General features: G+C 65.4%; 15 protein-coding genes. 4 read left to right on the plus strand and 11 right to left on the minus strand.

The genetic code is table 11. From position 1 onward, the window contains the following. Nucleotides 1–61 precede the first annotated feature (61 nt). The 3 genes from BM125_RS12065 to pgi all read left to right on the plus strand — a co-directional run bounded on the left by BM125_RS12065 (nt 62) and on the right by pgi (nt 5,230). Nucleotides 62–1,714, plus strand: coding sequence for a M28 family metallopeptidase (locus BM125_RS12065; protein ID WP_092408292.1), 1,653 nt, complete (start codon nt 62–64; stop codon nt 1,712–1,714). A 250-nt stretch (nt 1,715–1,964) separates the two neighbouring features. Next, nucleotides 1,965–3,293 (plus strand): choice-of-anchor Q domain-containing protein, encoded by a 1,329-nt coding sequence (locus BM125_RS12070; RefSeq protein ID WP_139224977.1) that lies wholly within the window; start codon nt 1,965–1,967, stop codon nt 3,291–3,293. A gap of 338 nt (nt 3,294–3,631) precedes the next feature. Further along, a complete protein-coding gene (gene pgi, locus BM125_RS12075) occupies nt 3,632–5,230 on the plus strand; it encodes a glucose-6-phosphate isomerase (RefSeq protein WP_092408391.1) in 1,599 nt (532 codons plus the stop codon). A 50-nt stretch (nt 5,231–5,280) separates the two neighbouring features. Here pgi and BM125_RS12080 read toward each other — a convergent pair whose 3' ends face one another. From BM125_RS12080 to BM125_RS12125, 10 genes are all read right to left on the minus strand, one after another. Beyond that, complete coding sequence (locus BM125_RS12080; protein ID WP_092408296.1) at nt 5,281–7,296, minus strand: alpha/beta hydrolase family protein; 2,016 nt, start codon at nt 7,294–7,296, stop codon at nt 5,281–5,283. A 57-nt stretch (nt 7,297–7,353) separates the two neighbouring features. Next, on the minus strand, nt 7,354–8,793 hold the full coding sequence (locus BM125_RS12085) for a mannose-1-phosphate guanylyltransferase/mannose-6-phosphate isomerase (RefSeq protein WP_092408298.1): 1,440 nt from the start codon (nt 8,791–8,793) through the stop codon (nt 7,354–7,356). Continuing rightward, nucleotides 8,790–9,734, minus strand: a complete 945-nt coding sequence (gene rfbD / locus BM125_RS12090) for a dTDP-4-dehydrorhamnose reductase (protein WP_092408300.1) — start codon at nt 9,732–9,734, stop codon at nt 8,790–8,792. Before rfbD ends, BM125_RS12085 begins: the two co-directional genes overlap by 4 nt. Continuing rightward, nucleotides 9,731–10,285 carry a dTDP-4-dehydrorhamnose 3,5-epimerase gene (gene rfbC, locus BM125_RS12095; RefSeq protein WP_092408302.1) on the minus strand — a complete coding sequence of 185 codons (555 nt, stop codon included), beginning with the start codon at nt 10,283–10,285 and terminating at the stop codon, nt 9,731–9,733. The genes rfbD and rfbC overlap by 4 nt, the downstream gene beginning before the upstream one ends. Further along, nucleotides 10,282–11,169 carry a glucose-1-phosphate thymidylyltransferase RfbA gene (gene rfbA, locus BM125_RS12100; protein WP_092408304.1) on the minus strand — a complete coding sequence of 296 codons (888 nt, stop codon included), beginning with the start codon at nt 11,167–11,169 and terminating at the stop codon, nt 10,282–10,284. The genes rfbC and rfbA overlap by 4 nt, the downstream gene beginning before the upstream one ends. Nucleotides 11,170–11,339: 170 nt before the next feature. Further along, nucleotides 11,340–12,125: a dienelactone hydrolase family protein gene (locus BM125_RS12105; protein ID WP_092408306.1), complete on the minus strand. Its 786-nt coding sequence runs from the start codon at nt 12,123–12,125 to the stop codon at nt 11,340–11,342. Nucleotides 12,126–12,195: 70 nt separating this feature from the next. Further along, on the minus strand, nt 12,196–13,560 hold the full coding sequence (gene murD, locus BM125_RS12110; protein ID WP_092408308.1) for a UDP-N-acetylmuramoyl-L-alanine--D-glutamate ligase: 1,365 nt from the start codon (nt 13,558–13,560) through the stop codon (nt 12,196–12,198). 3 nt (nt 13,561–13,563) lie between these two features. Then, entirely contained in the window at nt 13,564–14,925 is a 1,362-nt protein-coding gene (gene murL, locus BM125_RS12115; RefSeq protein WP_092408310.1) for a UDP-N-acetyl-alpha-D-muramoyl-L-alanyl-L-glutamate epimerase, read from the minus strand. 17 nt (nt 14,926–14,942) lie between these two features. After that, on the minus strand, nt 14,943–17,552 hold the full coding sequence (locus BM125_RS12120) for a bifunctional aspartate kinase/diaminopimelate decarboxylase (RefSeq protein ID WP_425429620.1): 2,610 nt from the start codon (nt 17,550–17,552) through the stop codon (nt 14,943–14,945). A gap of 361 nt (nt 17,553–17,913) precedes the next feature. Next, complete coding sequence (locus tag BM125_RS12125) at nt 17,914–18,381, minus strand: copper chaperone PCu(A)C (RefSeq protein ID WP_092408314.1); 468 nt, start codon at nt 18,379–18,381, stop codon at nt 17,914–17,916. Nucleotides 18,382–18,541: 160 nt separating this feature from the next. Here BM125_RS12125 and BM125_RS12130 point away from each other — a divergent pair, with 160 nt between their 5' ends. Beyond that, nucleotides 18,542–19,306, plus strand: a complete 765-nt coding sequence (locus BM125_RS12130) for an enoyl-CoA hydratase/isomerase family protein (protein ID WP_092408316.1) — start codon at nt 18,542–18,544, stop codon at nt 19,304–19,306. A 42-nt stretch (nt 19,307–19,348) separates the two neighbouring features. Here BM125_RS12130 and BM125_RS12135 read toward each other — a convergent pair whose 3' ends face one another. After that, a complete protein-coding gene (locus BM125_RS12135; protein ID WP_092408393.1) occupies nt 19,349–19,720 on the minus strand; it encodes a cupin domain-containing protein in 372 nt (123 codons plus the stop codon). Nucleotides 19,721–19,913 lie beyond the last annotated feature (193 nt).

A 19,913-nucleotide genomic window follows, 5' to 3' on the forward strand; every position in this document is an offset into this window, starting at 1 on the left:
GCGTTGCGCGCGGCCTGTTAACATCAGGGGGTTGTCTACCTGTAATCTGGAGAACCCCATCATGAATCGCATTCTAGCCAGTGCAATCGCGCTGACACTTCCCATCATCGCGTACGCGGCCAATGCCCCAACATTCGACGCGAAGCGTCTCTCCGATGAGGTCAAGGTACTTTCCTCCGATGCGTTCGAGGGACGCGGTCCTGCAACCGCCGGCGAAACGAAGACCGTTGAATACGTCATTGCCCAGATGAAGGAGGCCGGCCTCGAGCCGGGCGGCGATCTCAAGGATGGCAAGCGACTGTGGACCCAGGCCGTTCCACTGCTGCGTGCGGAAATCGTCGGCGATCCGTCCCTGTCGATCAAGGTTGACGGCAAGGCCGAAACGCTCAAGCAGGGTGAGCAGATCGCGGTCCGCGCGGCCATGGACGGTTCGACCAAGGTCGCTATCGAGAATGCGCCGCTCGTCTTCGTCGGTTACGGCACGCTCGCCCCGGAGCGCAAGTGGGACGACTTCAAGGGCGTCGACCTCAAGGGCAAGATCGCCATCGCCCTGATCAACGATCCCGATTTCGAATCCGGTCAGGGCGACTTCGGCGGCAAGGCCATGACCTACTACGGCCGCTGGACCTACAAGTACGAGGAAGCCGCACGCCAGGGCGCACTCGGCCTGCTCGTCGTGCACGAGACCGAGCCGGCTTCCTATGGCTGGCCGACCGTGAAGAATTCGAACACCAACACGATGTTCGATGTCGTCCGTGATGATCCCAAGGCCGTGCATACCCCGGTCGAAGGCTGGCTGCAACTCGACACGACGAAGGCCCTCTTCAAGCAGGCCGGTCTCGATTTCGATGCCCTGAAGAAGCAGGCACAGACGCGCGCATTCAAGCCCGTGCCAATCAAGGGCGCAAGCTTCTCCGCCGACTATGCGGTCGATTCCGGAGTCATCACTTCGCAGAACATCGTCGGTCGCATCGACGGCAGCAAGCATCCCGACGAGTTCGTCATCTACAGCGCGCATTGGGACCATCTCGGTGTCGGCCAGCCCGACGCCAACGGCGATACCATCTACAACGGTGCGGTCGACAATGCGACCGGCACCGCCGCGCTGATCGAACTCGGCCGCGCCTTCGCCCACGCCCCGAAGCCCGAGCGCACGGTCGTCTTCCTCAACGTGACCGCCGAGGAGAAGGGCCTGCTCGGCTCCGAGTATTACTCGTCCAGGCCGCTCTATCCGCTGGCCAGGACGGTGGGCGTGATCAACATGGATGCGCTCGATCCGACCGGCGTCGCACGCAACTTCACGACCTCGGGCAGCGCCCAGTCCGACCTGCTCGATGCCCTCATCGCCGATGGCAAGGCAGCCGGCATGGCGTATGTGACCGACCCGCACCCGGAAGCCGGCCATTTCTTCCGCTCCGATCACTTCCCGTTCGCCAAGCGCGGCGTGCCGTCGCTGTCGTACGGCTCGGGCAATGACTGGGTCGAGGGCGGCATCGAGGCCGGCGAGGCGGCCGGCAAGGACTACGTCAGCAAGCGCTACCACCAGCCCGCCGACGAGTGGCAGGCAGACTGGACCTTCGCCGGCATGGCCCACGACCTGCCCCTGCTCTACAAGCTCGGCAACGACCTGGCCAATTCGCGGCGCTGGCCGGCATGGGGCAAGGATTCGGAGTTCCGCGCCATTCGCGAAGCGAGTGCGGCCGAACGCAAGTAAGACTGCCTCGGATTCCGCCAAGGATGCGCTGCCTGGAGCCAGGCAGCGCATCCCGCGGAGACGGAAAGAGATGCAGGCGACTTCGCAAGGCAATCTGCAGGGCCTCACTGTCCGCTCGTACCCAGAAGGGTAATTTCCAGTATAGTTGCACCTGACGCCAAAAGCAGAAAGTTAAACTTCCGGCGCCGAAAATTCGAGTTCTTGCCACGATCGCGGCAACAGCGACTTGCCACATGGGAGTAATGAAGACATGGATGAGCGGCGCACGAACGGTCACACAGGAAATCTTGTTTCTCTTGCTGCGGCGCCAGGATTGCTGCTCCTGGTCACCCGAATCGCACTCGCCGGAAACACGCTCCCGGTGACGACGTGCCTCGACGATGGCAGCGCCGGCAGCCTGCGTTCCGTAATCGCGATCGCAGCCAATGGCGATTCCGTCGACCTAGGCGGCCTTGATTGCCCGCTCATCCAGCTGATCGCCGGCGAGCTCGTCGTGGCCCAAGATAACCTTGCGCTGACCGGGCCCGGCGCCGCTATGCTCACGATCGAGCCGCAATCCAACTCTCGCGTGATAGACCATTCCGGAACCGGGATCCTGGCGATCACCGCATTGACGATTCGCCATGGAACCATGCTTTCATCGTCCATTGCGGAGGGCGGCTGTATCCGTTCGGCCGGGAGCCTCACCCTCGACCATGCGGTTGTTTCGTCGTGCACGGCAAGCGGCGTTCCTGGCGCGGCGGGTGGTGGCGTCTTTGCGGCCGGCACGCTGGATATGAAGAGCAGCCAGCTCACGAACAATCGGGCCATCAAGTCCGGATCCGCCCCCACGCCGCTCCCGTCGGCAAGTGGTGGAGGCGCTTCCACTCATGATTTTTCTTCGCTCGACTCGACTGTTTCCGGCAACAGCGCCGAAGACGATTCAACCGCGCTGAGTCGAGGCGGTGGCATCGATTACCAGGGTGGGGCTTTCATCCGGCGAAGCACGATCGACCACAATACGGCGAACTACGGCGGAGGACTCGCCGGAAATGGTGGCGGCACGGACCTGGTTTTTCGAAGCACCATTTCGAACAACACCGCAACTGTCGCCGGAGGCGGCCTTTACGGCAACGCCTTCTTCAACGTTCACCAGAGCACGGTGGCATTCAACACGGGAAGCGCGACCGGTGCGGGCGGCATCCAGAACAATTCCACATCCTCCGGACTGGTGGACCTGTGGAGCTCGATCGTGGCGGACAACGAACCGTCCACGTCGGCAGGCGCGGACGTCGCTGCGGATGACATGAAAACCTTCGCACTGAGTTCCGACCAGAGCCTCGTCATGCGCACTGAAGCGAACATCCTCGGCTCGATCATCAGCGCGGACCCGTTGCTTGGACCGCTGGCCGACAATGGCGGCCCCACCCGCACGCATGCCCTGCTGCCCGGCAGCCCGGCGCTGCAGGCAGGCTGGAATACTGCCACGCCGTGCGACCAGCGCCAGGCATTCCGGGGCTACTATGTGGACAGCGACATGGGCGCATACGAAGATCCCGGAGAGCACATCTTCTGGGGCGACTTCGACGTCTGCCTGTGAGCGCAGAAGTACTCGTCGCGCAACCCTGAACTCCGACGGATCGATCGAAGGCCGGGGCCGGCAACCAGCGAATCGTCACTGGCACGTCCACGGCAGGGGCCGCATGCCGGTTGTGGCATCTGGGCATATCCGCCCCGTTCAATCCCGGTATCCGCGCCTTCGGCGTCTCCCCTGCCACGCGCCCGGGCCCTGCGAGTTCACTCGATGCAAAGGCTACCCAGCCTGGGGCGACGCTCGGCATATTCCGGACGCGGCACCACAATGCAGGCTTTGCTCGACCCAAAACGTTCTCCCAGTCGCTATGCTCTGCACTTAGCAACATGCCGGCCGACCGATACATGAATCCTGCTATCCGCTGTGATCGAACCCGGGCGTGGTCTCTCCTGCGCCAATTCCATCTCGAGGAGGGCGCGGATTTCGACCTGCGTGCCGCCTTCGCCGAGGATCCGGAACGGTTCGACACACTGTCGTTCCAGGCGCCCGAAGTGTTCGCCGACCTGTCGAAGAACCTGATCGACTCACGCTCCCTGGCATTGCTGGTCGAACTGGCTCGGGAGTGCGCCGTCGAGCAGCGTCGCGACGCAATGCTGGCAGGCGAGCCGATCAATGTCACCGAGGGTCGCCCGGTGCTGCACACGGCGCTGCGGGCGCCTCGCGGCGAAGGTCCGTTCAGCGAACAGGTGCACGACGTACTCGATCGAATGCTGGCCTGGGCCGACCGAATCCGTGACACGGCAACGAGCGGTATCCGCCATGTCGTCAACATTGGCATCGGTGGATCCGACCTCGGTCCGCAGATGGCCGTGCCGGCACTCGAGGCCTATGCGCACCGCGACCTGGTCTTCCACTTCGTCTCCAATGTCGACGGCCATGACATCGCTCCGGTCCTGGCCAGGCTCGACCCGTCCGAGACCCTGTTCGTGATCGCATCGAAGACATTCACGACGCAGGAAACCATGGCCAACGCCAACTTGGCTCGCGACTGGTTCCTCGCCCATGGTGGCAGCGACACGCGCAAGCACTTCGTGGCGACGACGACGAACGTGGAAGCTGCCGCCGCTTTCGGGATCGACACGACGTTCGGATTCTGGGACTGGGTGGGTGGCCGCTACTCGCTATGGTCGGCAATCGGCCTGCCGATCGCGCTCGCGATCGGAGCGGAGAACTTTCGCGCCATGCTCGCCGGTGCACACGCCATGGATGCGCACTTTGCGCAGACGCCGCTCGAGCGCAACCTGCCGATCCTGCTCGGCCTGCTCGATGTCTGGTATCGCAATTTCCACGACTTCGGAAGCCGCAGCATCGCACCCTACCACCAGGGTCTGAAGCGCTTTCCTGCCTACCTGCAACAGCTCGAGATGGAGAGCAACGGCAAGCGCGTCGACCTGGCCGGCGAATCACTGCCATTCTCGACCAGCCCGGTGGTCTGGGGTGAGCCAGGCACCAACGGCCAGCATGCCTATTTCCAGATGCTGCACCAGGGCACCGACGTGATCCCGGTCGAATTCATCCTCGTGCGCACGCCGACCCACGGGCATCCCGGATTGCACGCCAAATTGCTGGCCAATGGCCTCGCCCAGTCGCAGGCGCTGATGCTCGGCAAGACATCCGCACAGGCGGCGATGGAGCGAACGCCTACGGCCAGCCACGCGATCGACCCGGAGATGCTCGCCCACCATCGCACGTTTCCGGGCAACCGCCCGAGCACCACCCTGCTCCTCGAAAAGCTCACGCCGCACGCACTCGGCTGCCTGATCGCCCTCTACGAACACCGCGTGTTCGTCAGCGGCGCGCTGTGGAACATCAACAGTTTCGATCAGTGGGGCGTCGAACTCGGCAAGGCGCTATGCAACGAACTCCTGCCGAGACTCGAATCGGGCAAGGTCGACGGCCTCGATGGTTCGACGGCGGGCTTGCTGCGCATGCTGCGCGCCTGACCGAAGGCAACGGGTTGGATCGCCCCGCGACGTCGCGGGGCGATCAATCCCTAGGGGCTCGCCACTTCCGTCGCCTTGCCCTGGCCGATATTGCGATCGAGGAAGGCGAGGACCTTCTCGTACATGTCGGTCACATTGGCCTCGTCGTAGAAGCCATGCCCTTCGGTCGGCTGATACAGCCATTCGGGCTCGGCACCGCGCTTGATCAGTGCGCTGCGCAGGCTTTCTCCCTGCACCGGCGGAACGCGCTTGTCCTGGCCGCCAACGATCAGCATGACCTTGGCCTTGAGTCGTTCGAGCTGGCTGATCGGTGAACGCTGCGCGAGAACCTTCTCGTCGTCGCCGAGCACGGTCTCGAGATAACCTTCACCGAAGAACGACTTCGGAATGTCGCCGCGCGTTTTCATCAGGTTGAGGTCGTAGACGCCGACATAGCCAATCGCGCATTGGTAGAGTCCGGGCTCGCGGACCGCGCCCTGCAGGGCCGCGTAGCCGCCATAGCTGCCGCCGAAGATGCAGATGCGCTTGGCATCGGCGACGCCCTGTTCGATCGCCCAGCGTGTCGCGTCGGTCACGTCATCCTGCATCTTGGCGCCCCATTCGCCATAGCCGGCCTTGACGAAGGCATCGCCGTATCCGCCGGAGCCGCGGTAATTGACCTGCAGAACGGCGTATCCCCGGCTGGTCAGGGCCTGGACCGTCGGCTGATATCGCCACGTGTCATGGACGCGGTAAGGGCCCCCATGCACGAGGACGACGAGGGGAAGGTCCTTCGCCTCTTCCTTGCCGACCGGCCTGGCCAGGTAGCCGTGCAGATCCAGACCGTCGCGTGCCTTGATCGAAAACGGCTCCATGGCGGCCATGTTCTCGGGCTTGACCCACGGCGCGCGAGCCATCAGGAAGGTGAGCTTCCGTGCCTCGGCATCGTACAGATAGAAAGCGCCGGGATCGCGATCGGCCTCGACGATCACGATGGCCTTCTTGCCGTCCTTGCTGGCGTTGCCGAAGTGGACATCCTCGCCGGGGAACTGGCCCATCAGTTCGACCAGGATCTTTGCTTCCGGTGCGTTCTTGTCGAGCAGGGCGATGGCCGGCCGGCCCGGCATCGAACGAATGGCGAACAGGTCCTGCCCATCGAAGGTTTCCTCGAACCCGATCGCCTCGGACTCGGTCCCGCTCCAGAGCGTCTTGAACGTGCGCGCCTCGATATCCCATCGACACAAGCCACCGCGGTTCTTCGATCCACCACACTCGAAATAGGCCGAGCTGTCGTCGCGGTTGAAGGCGACGGGCGAGACCCTGTTCCCGGTCTTGCCTTCGTCGAGGATCAACTCCCACTCGGCGTCGTCGTTGTCCCGGTAATAGACCTTGCGCTTCTGCGCGGCGTCGTCGCCGGCGACGAAACGCACGGCGCCCTTGTGGTCGCTGAGGAAACGCGCGCCAGTCAGCGGTGCGATCGCGACCGTGCGCGTCTTGCCTGTCTTCACATCGATGCGCCGGACTTCGGCATGCAGGTCCTCGCCCCCGGCGGTGCCGACATGGCTCCAGTTCCAGCGCTGCACTTCGATCAACGCGTTTTCGTCATCGTCACGCAGCGTATCGAGCATCGTCGCACTGGCATATTCGGGTCGCCCGCCCTGGATATGGCTGCCGGTCGAACCCGCGATCGCACTTCCCCGCTTGCGGAAGCCGAACAGGGTGTCCTTGTTCTTGCCATCCACATCGACCGCGAACAGTTCGCCGGTCAGTGACGGCGCCTCGAGCTGGCCGGTATGGACGGCGGCCGAGTAGACGACGCGTCGCGGCGATACCCACCAGAATTCGGAGACCTCGTCGTCGTCGCGCGGGCGCAGGGTCAGACCGGTATTGCTGGCAAGGTCGATGATGGAGAGCACCACCTTGCCTTCAATGATCGAACTGACCGCCAGATGCGCGCCGTCGGGCGAGATCTTGACCTCCTTGAATTGCATGTGGCGCGCAAAGTCGGCCAACGGAACCGGCTCGGCGGCAAAGGCGAATACCGGAATCGCGAAAACGAGGAGGTGAAGAAGGATTCTTGCAGGCATGGCGACAGTCCCTTGGGCGAAACGAAATAGTAAACTATCGCATTGCGTGGCGAAATCTCAAACTTTGCTCTGCACCCGACCGTAGCGATCCTCGAGGCGCACGATGTCGTCCTCGCCGAAATAGTCGCCGCACTGCACCTCGATCAGGTGGATATCCCGCGCGGTAGGGTTCTCCAGGCGGTGCACGGTGTTCATCGGGATGTAGGCCGATTCGTTGGCATTGAGCAGGAATTCGCGCTCGCCGATGCGCACCTTGGCGGTGCCGTTGACCACGGTCCAGTGCTCGCTGCGCCGGTTGTGCAGCTGCAGCGAGAGCACGTGTCCCGGCTTGACGGTCAGGCGCTTGACCTTGCAGTCCTCGCCATCCTCGAGGATCGTGTAGCTGCCCCAGGGCCGATGCACGGTCTTGTGGAACGAAGCGGCCTGGTGGTTGTCCTTGCGCAACCGGTCGACGACGATCTTGACCTGCTGCGAGCGCTCGCGATCGGCGACCAGCACGGCATCGCCGGTATCGACGATGACGAGGTTCTTCACGCCGACCGCGGCGACCATGCGCGAATCGGACTGGATGTAACAGTTCTCGCTCTCGACGATGATCGCCTGCCCCTGCACGCGGTTGCCGGCCGAATCGGTCTCGGCATCCATGTCGCTGATCGCCTTCCAGGAACCGATGTCGCTCCAGTCGAAGCGCGCCGGGACCACGGCGACGCGTTTCGCGCGCTCCATGATCGCGTAGTCGATCGAGATGTCGGGCTGGGCGAGGAAGGCCTCGCGGGCGAACTCGACCGGACTGGACTGGCCGCTCTCGCTGGCATGACAGGCCCGAGCCGCGGCCAGCACGTCGGGGCAGGTCTTTTCTGCCGCCGCGATCAGCGCATCGGCGCGGAAACAGAACATGCCCGAATTCCAGACATGGTCGCCCGCGGCCAGATAGCGCTCGGCGGTCTCGCGATCGGGCTTCTCGACGAATGCAGCGACCTCGCGGCCTTCCCTGCCCGCGATCTCGGCGCCCATGCGGATATAACCAAAACCGGTTTCCGGCGAACTCGGCGGCATGCCGAAAGTGACCAGCCAGCCGTCCTCGGCCAGCGCCGCTGCGCGCTGCGCATCGGCGACGAAGGCATCGAGGTCGCGAATCAGGTGGTCGGCCGGCAGGATCAGCAGGGTCGCGTCGGCGCCGCAATGCTCGAGCGCATGCAGTGCGGCGAGAACCACGGCCGGGGCCGTGTTGCGGCCGACCGGCTCGAGCAGGAACGGCAGTTTGTCGAGATCCGCATCGGGATGGTTGGCGTATTCGTCGCGGGTCAGGAAGTAGTAGTCGCGTCCGGTCACGGTCAGTACGGTGCCGCCGTCGGCCAGGCGCAGCGCACGATCGAGGGTCTTGTACAGCAGCGACTGGCCATCGCCCATGCGCATGAAGGGTTTCGGATAGGCGCTGCGCGACACCGGCCAGAGCCGGGTGCCAGCGCCGCCGGACAGGATCACCGGAACGATCATTGATTTTCTCCAGGGGCTTCAGTGGCGGCGAGTTCGCCGATCACTTCGCGCAGTCCCTCTTCCCAGGACCGCAATTGTAGTCCGAACACGAGGGCGAGCCTGGCGTTGTCGAGGACTGAAAAGGCAGGTCGCCGCGCCGGCGTCGGGTATTCGACGCTGGCAATCGGCACCAGCCGTGGTGACTTTTCAAGCAGGCCGGCCGTCCTTGCCGCTGCCAGGATTGCGGCGGCAAAGGCGCACCAGCTGCAATGTCCCGTGGCCGTGACGTGGTAGGTGCCCAACGCCAGGTCGCGCCCGGTCGCTGGCATTGCATTCAGGCGCGAGAGAATGGCAGCGGTGGCCTGCGCGATCCAGTGGGCCGGTGTCGGGGCGCCGATCTGGTCGTCGACGACGCGCAGTTCGTCGCGTTCGCCGGCCAGGCGCAGCATCGTGCGCAGGAAGTTGTGGCCGCGCGCCGCATAGACCCAGGCCGTGCGCAGGATCAGATGCCGTGCGCCGCTGTCGCGCAAGGCGATTTCCCCAGCCAGCTTGCTGCGCCCGTAGGCACCGAGCGGCGCGGTCGGGTCGTATTCGCGCCGGGGCTGCGGATCCGTGCCGGCAAACACGTAGTCGGTCGAATAGTGGACGACCAGGGCCTCGTTGCGCGCGGCCCAGGCGCCGATCTCGCCGACCGCGCGGTGATTGATGCGGTCGGCCCGGTCCGCTTCCTGCTCGGCGCGGTCGACCGCCGTGTACGCCGCCGCGTTGACGATCAGCTGCGGCCGGACCGAATCGAGGGCGCGTCGGAGCGATCCGCCGTCCTCGAGATCGACGGCGAAGCAGGCCTCCCCGTCCTCGAGCGACCCCGAGCGTGTTGCGCAGGTCAGCACCCCGAGCTCCGTCAGCGGCTGGCGCAGGGCATGGCCGACCTGGCCACTGGCGCCGAGCAACAACACGTTCATGCGAAGACCGGCAGCCGGTCGGCTGGCACGTCGGCGAGAAACGGCGCCTTCTCGTCCTTGTCCGACAGCGACGGCCGGGCCAGTGGCCAGTCGATCGCCAGGGCGGCATCGTTCCAGCGGATGCCGGCATCGGCGGCGTGGTCGTACAGCGCGGTGCACTGGTAGAGGAAGGTGGCCGGCCCCTCGAGCACGGCGAAGCCGTGGGCGAAACCTTCAGGCACCCAGAAGTGGCGCTTGTTTTCCGCCGAGAGGATCGCCGCGGCCCATTGGCCGAAGCTCGGGGAGCCGACCCGGATGTCGACGGCGACGTCATAGACTTCGCCTTCGAGCACGCTGACCAGCTTGCCTTGCGGGTTCGGCCACTGGTAATGCAGGCCACGCAGCACGCCCTGCGCGGAGCGCGACACGTTGGTCTGCACGAAGTTGAGGTCGAGTCCGGCCTCGGCGAAGCGCCCGGCGTTGAAGCTCTCGTAGAAGAAGCCGCGCTCGTCGCCATGCACCCTCGGCTCGATGACCAGGCAGCCCTCGAGTGCCGTCTTGATCAGCTTCATCCGCGACGTCCCTCGCGGACAAGCTCGTTCAGGTACTGGCCGTAGGCGTTCTTGGCCAGCGGCGCGGCCAGGCGCAGGACCTGCTCGGCATCGATCCAGCCCTGCAGGAAGGCAATCTCCTCGGGACAGCAGATCTTCAACCCCTGCCTGTTTTCGATCGTCTGCACGTAGCTCGAGGCTTCGACGAGCGACTCGTGGGTACCCGTATCGAGCCAGGCGAAGCCGCGCCCCATGCGCTCGAGCATCAGGGAATTGTCGGCCAGGTAGCAGCGGTTGAGGTCGGTGATCTCGAGCTCGCCGCGCGGCGATGGCTTGAGGTCGCGGGCGAAATCGGCGGCGCGCCCGTCGTAGAAGTACAGTCCGGTCACGGCCCAGCTCGATTTCGGCCGCGCCGGCTTTTCCTCGAGGCCGATCACGCGGCCCTCGCCGTCGAATTCGGCCACGCCGTAGCGTTCGGGATCGCGCACCCAGTAACCGAACACCGTGGCCCCGCTCGCACGCGCGTCGGCGGCGTGCAGCAGGCGGGTCAGTCCGTCACCGTAGAAGATGTTGTCACCCAGGATCAGGCAGCTTGGATCATTAGCGACGAAATCGCGGCCGATCAGATAGGCCTGTGCAAGCCCGTCCGGCGATGCCTGCACGGCGTAGCGGATCGAGAGTCCCCACTGCGAGCCGTCGCCGAGCAGGCGCTGGAACAGGGCCTGCTCGTGCGGCGTGTTGATCACCAGCACGTCACGGATGCCGGCCAGCATCAGGGTGCTGAGCGGGTAGTAGATCATCGGCTTGTCGTAGACCGGCAACAGCTGCTTGCTGACCGACTGGGTCAGCGGATACAGGCGCGTGCCGGAGCCGCCGGCGAGAATGATGCCGCGTCGTGATGTCACCGGATGTCCTCGATACGGGGATTGGGGCCGGCTATTGTAGGTGGCTGCGCCAATGCGCGCTGCCCGGACACCCGATTGCGGCCCATGCCCATGATATCCATGGGTTTTTTATGCACCGGGGCACCTGCGCCGGTGCTGCGGCGGCTGTTCCTGCAGGCAGCAACCTCGCGTCAGGGCGTCTTGAACACCTCGGCGAAGAAGTTCTCCAGCATGCGGTAGGCGCGCTTCGCCGCACGCTCGTTGTAGACGCAGCCGGGTGGACGATCCGCGTCGGCCTCGGCGAAGCAATGCACGGCGCCGCTGAAATTGACGAACTGCCAGTCGGCGCCGGCGGCATTCATTTCGGCGTTGAACTTGCCGATGTCCTCCCACGAATTGCTTTTGTCATCCGCGCCATTGAGGACCAGGAGCGGCGCCTTGACCGAACCGGGCGCCGCCGGCTTCGAGGTCGAAAGGCCGCCGTGCAGGCTGACCACGCCGGCGACATCGGCGCCACTGCGGGCCAGTTCGAGGACGGTCGAGCCGCCGAAACAGAAACCGAACGCACCGACCTTGCCGGGCTTGAGCGGCAGCTTGCCGGCCTGCGCGCGGAGCGTGGCCACGGCTGCGTTGATGCGCGCGCGCAGCGTGTCGAGGTCACCGTAGAGTTTGCCGACCTGTGCCCGCGCCTCATCGGTGCTGGTCGGTCGCACGCCTTCGCCGTACATGTCGGCAACGAGGATCACGTAACCGCTGGCGGCGATCTGCCTGGCCTTGTCGACGGCGGAATCATTCTCGCCCATCCAGTTCGGCACCATGACCAGGCCCGGGCGCAGCGCCGCGGTGCTGTCGTCATAGACCAGATGTCCGGCCATCACGGTATCGCCGACGCTATAGCTGATCGGCTTGACGACCATCGCGGCGTGCGCGCCCGGAACCAGCAGCAACAGGAATGCGAGAACGGAAAGGATGCGCATCGGACTCTCCTTCAGGGACGGCCCGCCGATGATAGACCGCCTGGCCGACGAATGGTCCGTCGCCTGCCCTTCAGGCGATGCCGAGACCGTCGATCTGGCCGATGGCTTCGGCATCGAAACCGGCCATTTCGGCGAAGCTGCGCCCGCGCTCGGCGTAATCGTGGAACTGGTCGAAGCTCGGCGCGCCGGGCGAGAGCAGGACGACGCCCCCGGCCGGGGTCTCGTCGCGGGCAATGGCCACCGCCTCGGCGAGATTGGCCACCGAATGCAGTCGATACCCACCCTGTTGCGCATGCAGGCGCGCGGCGATGCGGCGACCGTTGCCGCCGTTGAGGATGACTGCGTGCGGCGGATGCGCATGCACATATTCGGCGAAGGCCTGCCAGTCGAGGCCGCGATCAAAGCCGCCGACGATCACGCTGACCTTGCGTCCGTCGAGACTGCGCAGGGCCTCGATCGTGGCCTGCGGCGTGGTCGCGATGCTGTCGTCGATCCAGCTCACGGCCTCGCGTTGGCCAAGCGTCTGCAGCCGGTGCGGCAGGGCGCGGAAGGTGGCCAGCGATTCGGCCGCGTCCAGCGCATCCTCGCCGATCGCCTCGACCGCGGCCAGCGCGGCGCAGGCATTCATCGCATTGTGCAGGCCGGGCAGCGGCAGTCGAGCCAGCTCGAACACGGCGCGGTCGCCCCGGCGGATCGCGCCGTCGGCAACGTGCCAGCCGGTCGCGTTACCGTAGCGCAGCTGCTGCGCGTGGTGTGAGGTGCGATGCAGCAGCTCGACCTGCAGGTCATTGACCAGCAGCAGGCGCGCACTGTCGGCCAGGGCCAGCTTGTCGCCGACATAGCGCTCGCGGCTGCCGTGCCAGTCGAGATGCTCTTCCTCGATGTTGGTGATCACGGCCAGGCGAACGTCGCTGGCCTGGCGGGTCTGGAAACTCGACAGCTCGACCACCCACCAGTCCGGCGCCAGTGGCGGATCGAGCAGTTCGAGCAGCGGCAGCCCGATGTTTCCGGCCAGCGCCGTGCGCCGGCCCAGGGCGCGCAGCAGGTGCGCGATCAGGGCGCTGGTCGTGCTCTTGCCCTTGGTCCCGGTTACGGCGATCACGCGTGCATCGGGGTTTTCGGCGAACCACAGGGCCGTCGCCGAGGTGAAGCGCGTGCCGTTGCGCTGCGCTTCGAGCAATTCGGGGCGATAGGCACTGATGCCGGGCGACTTGATGACGACATCGAAGGCGCCGAGGTCGGCCGCGCTAGGCGCCTGGGTCACGTACCGATCGTGCGAATGATCGGTGGCCATGAAATGGGCCTCGGCTTCGCTGCAGAACACGGTCAGCGGCAACTCGGGCAGGCGCTGGCGCAGCGCGGTATGCGCGGCATGGCCCTCCCGTCCGAGGCCCCAGATTGCCACGCGCAAGCTCGCAAGGTCGGCGATACGCATCACTCAGCTTCGCTCGAGCGCATCGACCAGGCGGGCGGGCAGATGACGTTCGCCTTCGACCTGCAACAGCGCCTCGAGCGAGCGCTCGTCGGGGCCGAGCTGCGGCTGGACCTCATGGATGAAGCGCTCGACGATGGCATCCTCGCGCCATTCGGCACGTCGGGCCAGTTCGGCCATCGCCGCGCGCGACTCGTGGCCCTCGCCAACGCACTCGAACGGCTTGTGGTCGCGATACTCGAGCAGCGCATCGAAGCCGGCGATCTGGGCCGGGTCGTCAAGCAGGTTGCGCCCGAAGATGGCGAGCAGGCGGGGTTTCGGCATGAACGGGGCGAGGGCCAGGAACACGAAATGGCATTTCGGGCATTGCCCGCACCAGCGATCGGACGGCTTCGGGCCAAGAATGCGGAAGTTGCGGTTGCAGCTCGAGAACACGTCGTCGTAGCGGTTGTTCTTCGCGAAGCGCGAGGCGACCGCCAGTTCCGACAGCGGTCGCAGCAGCGAGTAGTAGTCGAGATCGGCAGCGACATGCGAATGGATCAGCGAGCGGAAGCCCCGCTCGAAGGCCCAGCCCTTGCTCCACTGGTGGTTGATCGGCATGCCGTCGTATTCGAGGGTCGCGCTCGATGCCGAACGTTCATTGGAAAACGCGATCGCATCATGGCCGTAAAGAATGGCAGCGACGACCAGGATCGCCGAATTGATCGCGGTCACCGGGATGTGCCCGTTCAGCGCGCCGGCGCGGTTGTACTCGAACAGCAGCGGCGAGATCGCGCGTGAAATGTTCAGCATCGGCAAGCCCGTGCGTCCTGCACAGGACTCGATCAGTCCCGAATTGCCGATCCAGACCGCGGTCGCGTTCTCGCCCGCGGCCTTGAGGATCTCGACGCTGACCAGCGAATCCTTGCCGCCGCCGATCGGCACCAGGGTGCTGCGCGGCAGGCCGATCGCCGCCCGACGTACCCCGGACGAGTCCGCTCCCATCTCACCGTCATCCCGGCGCAGGCCGGGATGACCGGCATGAGAGGGAAAGCGGATCCTGCCGCGCAGGTCGAGCTTGTTGGTGTAGGCGAACTCACCAAGGCCATGCAGGTACAAGTCATCGAGGAACGCCGCCGTGATCCGGTCGATCGTCGTGCTCTCGATGCGGATCTCGCCCGGCACCCCGGCCTTGTAATAGCTGACTCCCGCGATCAGGTGGAGCAGCTCGAGCGCTGCCGCGAACGCCGCCTCGCGTTCCGGCGCGAGGGCCGGTGCGGCCGGAAAGCCGATCCGCTCGACCAGCTCGGGGCCGTCGTCGAAGGCATAGACCAGACGCGCTTCGCCACCGCTGTACTCGCTGCGTACGAAGCGGAACGCCTTTGCCATTCGCGGGTCATTCAGACTCAAAGGCACACCTCGGCAGCCGGTTTGCGCAGGTTGTAGTGCGATGCCATGACCGCACCATACGCGCCTGCCTCGGCGATCAGGATCACGTCGCCTTCTCGGCAGCCGGGCAGGCGCCGGTTGTTGCCGAGCACGTCGCCGGTCTCGCAGATCGGACCCACCACCTGGACGAGGTCCTCGGCCGCCTCGTCGAGACGCGATAGATTGACGATCTCGTGCCAGGCTTCGTACAGCGCCGGACGGATCAGCGAGTTCATGCCGGCGTCGATGCCGACATAGTGGATATCGCCCTTGCGCTTGGTCTGGGTGACCCGGGCCAGCAGGACGCCGGCCTCGGCGACCAGGTAGCGGCCCGGCTCCATCCAGAGCTGGAATTGCGGATAGGCCTGCTTGACCTCGGCCAGGGCGGCACCGAGTGCATCGAGATCGAGCGGCAGGTCCTCGGGGCGCGAGGGCACGCCGAGGCCGCCACCGAGGTCGAGCACTTCGATGCGGTTGAACGGTTCGGCCAGGCTGGCCAGCTGGGCGTACACGGTCCGCCAGTGCTGCGCGTCGAGGATGCCCGAGCCGAGGTGCGCGTGCAGGCCGACGATGCGCGTGCCGTGCCGGCGCGCATGGGCGCGGAACGCCTCGATTTCATCGAGCGAAACGCCGAATTTCGATTGTGCGCCGCCGGTCTTGACCTTGTCGTGGTGGCCGCGTCCGGCGCCGAGGTCGACGCGCAGGAAGATTTCCCGGCCGGCGAAATCCGCGCCCCATTCGGCGATCGGATGCAGCGCGTCGAGGGTCACGCGCACGCCGGCGGCCAGGGCGGCGCGGTACTCTTCCCGCGGCGCGAAATTCGGCGTGAACAGGATGCGCTCGGCGGCCAGGGTCGGCAGGGTCGAACGCACCGCCTCGACCTCGTCCCACGAGACGCATTCGAAGGCGAAGCCCTCGGCGTGCAGGGTACGCAGGATCTGCGCGTGCGGATTGGCCTTCAGCGCATAGTGCCAGCGGTCGACCATGCCGAGCGCGGCCAGGCCGCGGGCCTGCTCGCGGATCTGGTCGAGGCTGTAGACATAGCACGGCGTTGCTCCTGTCCCGAGTTCGAGCAGGGCCTTGCGTTCGCGGCGCCACCAGGCCGCCGGTCGCATCGCCGCGGCACCGTGGGCAAGTTCGCTCCAGCTCGGCCCGAACACCGACGCATCGTCGACGCGCATGACCTCGGCGCGGATCAGCAATGCGTGCAGGCGCGGAATCAACGAATCGACCAGGCCCTCGTCGATGACGAAGGTCAGATTGAGATTGTTCGAGGACTGCGAGATCAGATGCACATCGAGGGCGCCGAATTCGGCGAGCACGGCCGAAAGCCGGTGCAGCATCGCACGCATGCCTCGACCGACCAGGGTGATCGCCGCGCACGGCGCGATCACCTTGACCCGGCAGAACGCCTCGAGGTCGGCGCACAGCCGGGCCAGCACATCGGAATTGAGCAGGTTGTCGGACGGATCGAGCGAGACCGTCACGTTGGTCTCGGCCGAGCCGATCAGGTCGACCGACAGGCCATGGCGCTTGAACGCCTCGAACACGTCGGCAAGGAAGCCGACCTGCTGCCACATGCTGATCGATTCCATCGAGACCAGGGTGATGCCCTTGCGCGAACTGATCGCCTTGACGCTCGGCGCGCCGGCCTGCGTGTTCCAGACGATTTCGGTACCCGGCAGGTCGGGCCGGTTGGTGTCCTTGATGCGGATCGGCACACGACTGTCGCGGACCGGATGGATGCAGCGCGGATGCAGGACCTTGGCGCCGGTGGTCGCGATTTCCTGCGCTTCGGCATAGTCGAGCCGGGACAGCAGGCGGGCATCGGGCACCTGGCGCGGATTGGCGCTGAACATGCCGGGCACGTCGGTCCAGATCTCGACCACCTCGGCCTTGAGCAAGGCACCGAAATAGGCCGCCGAGGTATCCGAGCCGCCGCGACCGAGCACGGCGGTTGCGCCATCGCCGCTGCGTGCGATGAATCCCTGGGCGATGAACACATCGCCACGAGCCGCCAGCTTGGCCGTGATCGCCGGATCATGGCGAACCTGCACCGATGCCGACAGCCAGCGTGCCCAGTCGCCCTGGTTGGGCAGTGCCTCGGCGCGGAAAAAGTCGCGGGAGTCGAGCCAGTGCGTGGTCAGCCCGAGGCTGTTGAGATAGAGCGCGCCGAGCGTGCTCGAGGACAATTCGCCGAGTGCAAGCAGTTCGGCCTGCCACGGCAATGCCCCGCTGGGCCGGCGCGGATCCGCGAGCAACTGGTCGAGCCGCGCCAGCCAGGCATCGATGGCATTGCGCTTGGGCAGACCGAGTTCGCCGAACAGGGTGTGGTGGCGGGCGATGATCGCTTCGCGCAATTCCTGGCAGCGTTGCCCGTCGGCGTGTCCCTCACCGATGCCCTTGAGCATGTCGGTGATCCCCGACAATGCGGAAACGACGATCAGCACGCGCCGGCCGGCCTCGCGGTGGCTCGCCGCGATGCTGGCGATATTGTCCCAGCGTGGACGCGTGGAGACACTGGTGCCGCCGAACTTGAGGACGACCCAGGGGGCGTCTTCCGGCAGCGTTGCGGGAATTGAATTCACGATTCAGCGCATCGGCAGCGATGAGGTAATTGGAGCGAACCCGCATTCTTCGGTGCAACGCAGCAAAAGGCAATGGCGGGACGAAATCCTTTGGCCGGACGCTCGATCAGCGCAATCCCGAGGCCATCATCCGCTGCCTGGAACCCTTCTCCCCCGGGAGAAGGTGCCGAAGGCGGATGAGGGTTCGGGCTTGCGGCGAGCTCGAACATGACGCGCTGTGCGTACCCTCACCGCATCCCCTCTCCCGAAGGGAGCGGGGCTTGAAGCTGCACTTCCTTCTCCCCAAGGCAATGACATCGATGCCCGCAGCATCAATGGCCAAAGCGGAGATCTGCTTGGTAATCGATCGAGGATTTCACACTCAGTGGTGGTGCTGGTGCCCTTCGCCGCCCGACGCATCGACCGCCTGCACATCGAACATCGCCGGCACCCGTTGGCCATCGGAGAGCAGGAACGTGATCTCGATACGGTCGCCGGGCACGACCTCGCGCCTTGGTTGCATGAGCATCAGGTGCAGGCCGCCCGGGGCGAACTTGACCTCCTCGCCCGGCGCGATTTCGAGATGGTTGAGTTCACGCATGCGCGAGACGCCGTTTTCGATGACGGTCTGGTGCACGGTCACGGTCAGGAAACGGTCGCTTTGCGCGGCCAGGATGCTGACGGGCGCATCACCCGAGTTCTTCAGGGTCAGGTAGCCGGCCAGCATGTCGACGCCGGGCGGCGCCTGCGGAATCCAGGCGTTCGATACACCGAGCTGACTGGCGGCGAACGCGCACGGCATCAGCACGAACACGATCACGGTTGCGAAAAGGCGTTGCAGGATCTTCATCGGTTTCTCCGCAGCAAGCTTTCATCATAGCCCCCTGCCCCACCGAATCGAATGACACCGATTGCCGCACGCGCCTCCGCCACCCCAGCGCCTTCTCCATGCTGGCCTATACTGGCCCGAACGAATCCCGAATCCCGAATCCCCAATCCCGAGCCCAAAAATGAGCGTACTCGACATCCTCAGGCATGACGCCATCCATGAGCTGCGCATGGCCCGACCGCCGGTCAACGCACTCGATCCCGAACTGATCCGCAGCCTGCACGAGGCCGTGCTCGCCGCACCCGGCAACGGCGCCCGCGGCATCGTCCTGTCCGGTCGCGAAGGCATGTTCTCGGCCGGCCTCGACGTGCCAAACCTGCTGCAGCTCGATCGCAAGGGCATGAGCGAGGTCTGGATGAATTTCGTCGGCCTGCTTGAAGCGCTGGCGCGCTCACCGGTGCCGGTGGTGGCCGCCATCACCGGACACAGCCCGGCCGGCGGGGCCGTGCTGACGCTGTTCTGCGACTACCGCATCATGGCCCGCGGTCCGTTCCGCATCGGCCTCAACGAAGTCGAAGTGGGTCTGGTCGTGCCCGAGCTCATCCAGGCCGCGATGCGTCGCCTGCTCGGCTCGCACCGGGCCGAGCGCCTGATGGTCGCCGGTGCCATGATCGAGGCCGAGCAGGCCGAGGCGATCGGATTCGTCGATGAACTGGCCGAAACCGAACGGGTCGTAGGCCGCGCCATCGCCTGGTTGCAGGACCTGCTCACGCGGCCGCCCCAGGCCATGAGCGAAACGCGCCGCCTGGCCCGCGCCGATCTGGTCGCCCCGTTTGAAGGCAAGGCGACCGTCAGTAACGACGAATTCGCCGAACGCTGGTTTTCCGAGGAATCGCAGACCGTGCTCAGCGCGATGGTCGCCCGACTCAAGGCCAAACACGCCTGAACGATCGCCTGCGCTCGTTCAAGCGGGCCACCTGATGGCTCGCTAGACGGGGCGAAGCTGCTCGGCCAGCGAGCGCGTCCTCTCGTTGACCACATCGCCGGTGTGCAAGGTCGACTTGCGCTCGACCAGCATGACGAGGCATTGCTGCTCAGCGACCGGATTGTGGCGCACGCCTTTCGGCACGACGTACAGATCACCTTCGCCGAGCTCGATTACGCCTTCCTCGAGTTCGATGCGCAGATTTCCCCGCAGCACGAAGAACAGCTCGTCCTCGTCCTGGTGGGCGTGCCATCCGAACACGCCTTCGAGGCAGGCGACCTTGACGTAGGCATCATCGAGCTCGGCGATGATGCGCGGCGACCAGCGCTCGGTCAGCGCAGCGGCGATATTCGCTGGCGAAACAACCTTGGGCATGGAGACTCCGTTCAGGCAGATGCCGGGAGCATACGACAATCGCTTCGCGTCAGCAGAATCGGCTTGTCCTGCGGAATCCGGCCGGCGACCGTTTGACCTGCGAGACCATACGGCCTCATGCAAGCGGCAATCCATGGCCCACACGCATCCATGCTCCCGTAGTCGGAACTCACTCAGCCTCAAGACCTAGGCC

The organism is Dokdonella immobilis (assembly GCF_900115085.1).
Classification (GTDB): domain Bacteria; phylum Pseudomonadota; class Gammaproteobacteria; order Xanthomonadales; family Rhodanobacteraceae; genus Dokdonella; species Dokdonella immobilis.

Coding starts and splice junctions, on each gene's coding strand:
- BM125_RS12065 (WP_092408292.1), top strand. CDS start 62: ATGAATCGCATTCTAGCCAGTGCAATCGCGCTGACACTTCCCATCATC.
- BM125_RS12070 (WP_139224977.1), top strand. CDS start 1,965: ATGGATGAGCGGCGCACGAACGGTCACACAGGAAATCTTGTTTCTCTT.
- pgi (WP_092408391.1), top strand. CDS start 3,632: ATGAATCCTGCTATCCGCTGTGATCGAACCCGGGCGTGGTCTCTCCTG.
- BM125_RS12080 (WP_092408296.1), bottom strand. CDS start 7,296: ATGCCTGCAAGAATCCTTCTTCACCTCCTCGTTTTCGCGATTCCGGTA.
- BM125_RS12085 (WP_092408298.1), bottom strand. CDS start 8,793: ATGATCGTTCCGGTGATCCTGTCCGGCGGCGCTGGCACCCGGCTCTGG.
- rfbD (WP_092408300.1), bottom strand. CDS start 9,734: ATGAACGTGTTGTTGCTCGGCGCCAGTGGCCAGGTCGGCCATGCCCTG.
- rfbC (WP_092408302.1), bottom strand. CDS start 10,285: ATGAAGCTGATCAAGACGGCACTCGAGGGCTGCCTGGTCATCGAGCCG.
- BM125_RS12105 (WP_092408306.1), bottom strand. CDS start 12,125: ATGCGCATCCTTTCCGTTCTCGCATTCCTGTTGCTGCTGGTTCCGGGC.
- murD (WP_092408308.1), bottom strand. CDS start 13,560: ATGCGTATCGCCGACCTTGCGAGCTTGCGCGTGGCAATCTGGGGCCTC.
- murL (WP_092408310.1), bottom strand. CDS start 14,925: ATGGCAAAGGCGTTCCGCTTCGTACGCAGCGAGTACAGCGGTGGCGAA.
- BM125_RS12125 (WP_092408314.1), bottom strand. CDS start 18,381: ATGAAGATCCTGCAACGCCTTTTCGCAACCGTGATCGTGTTCGTGCTG.
- BM125_RS12130 (WP_092408316.1), top strand. CDS start 18,542: ATGAGCGTACTCGACATCCTCAGGCATGACGCCATCCATGAGCTGCGC.
- BM125_RS12135 (WP_092408393.1), bottom strand. CDS start 19,720: ATGCCCAAGGTTGTTTCGCCAGCGAATATCGCCGCTGCGCTGACCGAG.